The following is a 4,703-nucleotide window of genomic DNA, read 5'->3' as shown; positions in this document are numbered from 1 at the left end:
GTCAGGGGGTGGTGGGGGTGGGGGGTTCGCCGGAGTCGAGGACGGCCTGGGTCCAGCCGCCCTCGATCACGCCGGTGGCGTCCAGCACCGCCCAGTCGACGACGTCGGTCGCCTCGACCACGACCGGGGCGCCGATCCGTACGCTCGGGTCGGTGGCGGCGTCGCTGGCACTCACCCCGACGATCCGCTCCGGGGTCTCCCACGAGGTGACGCCCGCCCAGACGTACTCCGGGCCGTCGTCGCCGGGCAGGCCGTACTTGACCACCAGTTGCGCCTCGGACGGCAGCTGGCCGGCGACGAACCGGGTCCGGGCATCGTCCAGCGCGGCCCGGGCGGTGGCGACCGCCCGGCTCATCGCGTCGCCGGAGCGGGCGTAGCGCACGTCCGGCTGGATCCCGGAGAACAGCGTGGCGCAGGCGGCGGCGTAGTAGCGCCCGTCCGGACCGGGGTGCCCGGCCGGCGGGCGCAGGCTGAGGAACGAGTCGGCCTCCGGGTCGGTCGCCGGGTCCAGCTCCAGGCGCAGCAGCACCGGGGCCGTCGCGCCGTGCTGCTCCGGGTTGCCGTACGCCACCGCGATGTCGTGTCCGGTGACCGTGGCCAGCACCGGCAACTGCACGAACGCCGGAACCTCCTCGCCGGCGAGCCCGTCGGTCCAGTCCCGCAGCAGCCGCCGCGCCGCCCCCGTCATCACCGCGCCCCAGGCCCGGGTGAGGTGGTCGGGCACCCCCTGGGTCTGCAACTCCAGCAGCCCGAAGCGGCGCAGCCCCTTCGTGGTGAACCACAACCCCTCCACGTCCGAGGAGTACGGCACCAGCACCCAGTCCACCAGCCGGATCCGGCCCTGCTCGTCCGGGAGCGAGCGCAGCGCGGTCGCCGGGTCGAGGAACTGCAGGCCGAAGACGTCCACCACATCGCTGTCGACGGACTCCGCCACGGCCGCCGCCACCGCCCGGGCCGCCCACTCGTGCGCGGGCGGCCAGCCCGGCCGGTACTCGGCCTGCACCACCACCAGGTGGGTCGCCGCGGCCAGCCGCGCCAGCTGCGCCTCGGTGGCGCCGAACGCGGTGAGCAGGTCCGGCGGCAGCTCGGGGAACTCGGCGATCGGCCGGGTGTCCACGCTCATCAGCGGGCTGTCCAGCATCTGCCGGGCCAGCCCGTGCACCGGCTCGGCCAGCCGGCCGGTCAGCGCCGCGACCGCGGTCTTCGGGCTGACCTTCGGAAGCCCCGACATCGGCACCAGGTACGTCGCGCTGAGCGACTCCGGGACCGGTACGGGCAGGAAGTCGTCCGTGATGAGCATTCTCGTTCCCCCGGTGGCCGCGCCGGCGCTGTCGAGGCGAACGCTACCCGGCCCGCCTCGCCGGGTTCAGCCGGACAGCACCAGACCCAGGTAGACCAGCGTGGTGACCACCTCGACGGCCGCGCCGAGCACGTCGCCGGTTATGCCGCCGAGCCGGCGTACCACGTGGGTCAGCAGCGGCACCGCGACGGCGAACGCGGCGGCGACGGCCAGCGGCCCCTGCCACGGACGGCCCGGCACCGCGGGCACCGCCAACAGCACGACGGCGACCGCGCCGACGGTCAGCGCCACCGGGCCGACCGTGCCGGCCACCATCGCGCCCAGCCCGTCGGGCCGTGCCGCCGGCACGCCCCGGCGGCAGGCCACCGTCACACCCAGCCGGCCGGCGGCGGTCGCCGCGACCACCGCCGCGAGGCAGGCCGGCCAGGACCGGCCGGCCAGCTCGGCGAGCGCGGCGGCCTGCACCAGCAGGACGACCACCAGGGCGACCACCCCGAACGGGCCGACGTCCGGCTTCTTCATGATCTCCAGCGCGGCCGCGCCCCGCCGGTACGAGCCGAGCGCGTCCACGGTGTCGGCCAGCCCGTCCAGGTGCAGCCCCCGGGTGAGCAGGGCGGCGGCACCCACCGTCACACCGGCGGCCACCAGTGCGGGAGCGAACGCCCCGGCCAGCAGCAGGACGCCGGCCAGCAGCGCGCCGAGCAGGGCGCCGACCGCTGGGGCGAGCGCCATCGCGATGCCGGCCACCGGGCGGTCGATCCGCCCGGCCCGGACCGGCAACGTGCTGAACGTGGTGACCGCCAGCCGGGCCCCCGCGGCGAGCCGCGACTCAGCCGGCACGCCAACCCGTCGCCGGCTGTTCGTCCGCCCCGGTGGTGGCCGGGCCCGGCCCGGCCGGCTCCGGTTCGGTGTAGTCCGGTTCGGTGTAGTCCGGCCCGGTGTCCTCCGGCTCGGTGTCCTCCGGCTCCTCGGTGCCCTGGCCCGGCTCTCCATCGCCGGCCAGCGACGGGTGGACCGGCAGCGCGGCGGCCAGGGACAGCACCGAGCGCAGCAGCGGCAGCGCGACCAGCGCGTTGGCCCCCTCGCCGAGGTCCAGCCGCAGGTCGAGCAGCGGGGTGAGGCCGAGCACGTCGGCGGCCAGGCGCACCGCCGGGTGACCGCCGTGGTCGGCGAGCAGGCACCAGTGCCGTGCCTGCCCGGCCAGGTCGCGGCTGACCATGCCGGCGGCCAGCCCGACCGGTCCGTCCAGCAGCACCGGCATCCGGCGGGCGGTGGCGCCGAGCAGCACGCCGGTGGCCACCGCCACATCGCCGCCGCCCAGCTCGGCCAGCACGTCCTTGGCGCCCCGAGGCGAGCGGCGGGTGCGGTGCAGCGCGTCGCGTACCGCCGCGCAGCGGATCATCCAGGCCGCGTCGTCGATCTCGCCGGAGTTGGTGATCACCCGACCGAGCACGGCCGGCGGTTCCGCGCCCGCGGTGGCCGCCAGCACCGCCGCGGCGGCGGCCTCGGTGCCGGCGCCGCACGCGGCCAGCACCAGCAGCTGTACGCCGGCGTCGGCGGCCTGCTCGGCCAAACGCCAGCCGTAGCGCAGCGCCGACTCCACCTGCTCGGGGGTGAGCGCCGGCTGGTCCTCCATGGGAGCGGCGGCCGGAGTGTCCACCACCTGGAGGCTGGCGCCACTCTCGGCGGCCAGTCGGGCCAACGCGCCCTGGCCGGCGCGGGCCTGCCCGGCCCGACGTGCCGACTCGCCGGCGACGGTGCCGGCCGACGCCCCGCCGGAGTGGTCACCGTGCAGCAGCAGCACCCGCACGGAGCTCCAGGCGGCCGGTGTCGCGGTGCCCTGCGTCGCGGCGGCGAACGCGACCACGCGGTCCAGCACGCCCAGCCCGGCGCCGGGCACGTCCAACGTGGCCAGCCGGTCCACCGCCTGCGGGCCGGTGTACTCGTCGGGCATCGGCAGCTCCATGCCCGGCTGGATGACCAGCCCGGTGGCCACCATCGGCAGCGCCATGGTCGGCGCGGCCCACGGGTTGCCCGGCTCCTGGTTCGGGGCGGCCGGCGGCGTGTGGGTCAGCACGTCCGGCAGCTGCACCTCGGGGGTGGGCTCGACGTCGGCCGGATCCGCTCCGACCGGCGCGGTCCCGACCGGCGCGCTCCCGGTCACGGCCGGCACGGCGCCGGCGGCGCTCACGGCCGGGCCAGTTCCGGCGGCGCTCACGGCCGGCACGGCGCCGGCGGCGGACGCGGGCGGCACGGCCGGCTTCAGCCAGGCCGGCTGGCCGGCGACCACCAGCACCACCGCGTCACAGGCGTCGGCGACCGCCCGGTTGGCCGCGCCGAGCGCGTCGGTGAACGCCCGACCCAGCGGCGTGGTCGGCACCAGGGACAGCCCCACCTCGGGGCTGACCAGCACCACCCGCGCGGAGCAGGCGCGGATCGCCTCGGCCAGCTCAGCGATGGTCGCCACGTCGTCGGCGGGCTGATGGTCCGGGTCGAGCAGCACCGTCACCCAGCCGCCCAGGTCGTCCACGAGCAGCGTCTCGTTCGGCTGCGCGGACTCGAGGACGTCGGCCAGTCGCCGCGGGTCGGCCGCGGTCTCCTCGGTGCTCCAACTGCCCGGCCGCCGGGCGCGGTGCGCGGCCAGCCTGGTCGCCCACTCGGTGTCCTCCGGATCGCCCTCCGGGGCGGTGGCGACATAGCGGACCACCGGCGCGTCGGCGACCAGGGACTCAGCGAACTCGGACTTGCCGGACCGGATACCGCCGAGAACCAGGACCGTGTTCCACCCGTCAACGGACATGCCCGTACCTTAAGGCCGCCCGGGGTTCCGTTGCCTGCCGGCCCGGGCGGTCGCGGTCCGGTCAGTCGCAGTGCTCGAATCCACTGCCGTAGCTGACCCCACCAGTGGAGCCGCCCCACTTGACGCACGTCCCGGCGGCGCTGGTCCGCACCGGCCCGGCGTAGTAGTCGAAGGACCCGCTGTCGGTGCTGCGGGCCCGCCCCTGCACCTCCAGGTACGCCGACGCCGCCGACTTCGTGCCGACCGAGGTGTCCTTGAGGGTGACCACGCAGTTGTTGCCGTTGCCCGAGTGGTAGAGCAGGTAGACCCGGCCGCGCCGGCGACCGTCGCCGTCGGTCAGCGTCACCGAGTCGATCACCTGGTAGCCACTGCCGCACACCTGGGCCGCCGTGTACGGGTTGGGCCGGCCCGCGGGGCTGCCGCTGGACGTCGGCGTGCCAGTGGCGGCCCCGGTGGGCGTGCTGGCCGGCGCGGTGGTGCGGGGACCCGGGTCGCCGCCGGCCGGCGCGCTGGGCCGGCCGCCGGCCTCGGTCGGTTCGGCGGTGCCGGTCCGCCGGGCGCCCGGCGTGCCGCTGGATCGGGGCCCCGGGGTCGCGGCCACCC

3 protein-coding genes and 1 pseudogene are annotated in these 4,703 nt (G+C 76.9%); all 4 read right to left on the bottom strand.

Annotation, left to right across the window (positions count from 1 at the left end):
• Nucleotide 1 precedes the first annotated feature (1 nt).
• Complete coding sequence (locus tag EAD89_RS13880; RefSeq protein WP_121675984.1) at nt 2-1,300, bottom strand: DUF2314 domain-containing protein; 1,299 nt, start codon at nt 1,298-1,300, stop codon at nt 2-4.
• A 66-nt stretch (nt 1,301-1,366) separates the two neighbouring features.
• A complete protein-coding gene (locus EAD89_RS13875) occupies nt 1,367-2,140 on the bottom strand; it encodes an adenosylcobinamide-GDP ribazoletransferase (protein ID WP_121675983.1) in 774 nt (257 codons plus the stop codon).
• Entirely contained in the window at nt 2,130-4,100 is a 1,971-nt protein-coding gene (locus EAD89_RS13870) for a bifunctional adenosylcobinamide kinase/adenosylcobinamide-phosphate guanylyltransferase (protein WP_121675982.1), read from the bottom strand. The genes EAD89_RS13875 and EAD89_RS13870 overlap by 11 nt, the downstream gene beginning before the upstream one ends.
• A 61-nt stretch (nt 4,101-4,161) precedes the next feature.
• Nucleotides 4,162-4,703: pseudogene (locus tag EAD89_RS30460) on the bottom strand (hypothetical protein); the annotation flags it as partial.

Source organism: Micromonospora sp. BL4 (assembly GCF_003667505.1).
Taxonomy (GTDB): domain Bacteria; phylum Actinomycetota; class Actinomycetes; order Mycobacteriales; family Micromonosporaceae; genus Micromonospora.
Note: the sequence above shows the minus strand (reverse complement) of the source record. Positions and strands in the feature narration are given on the sequence as shown.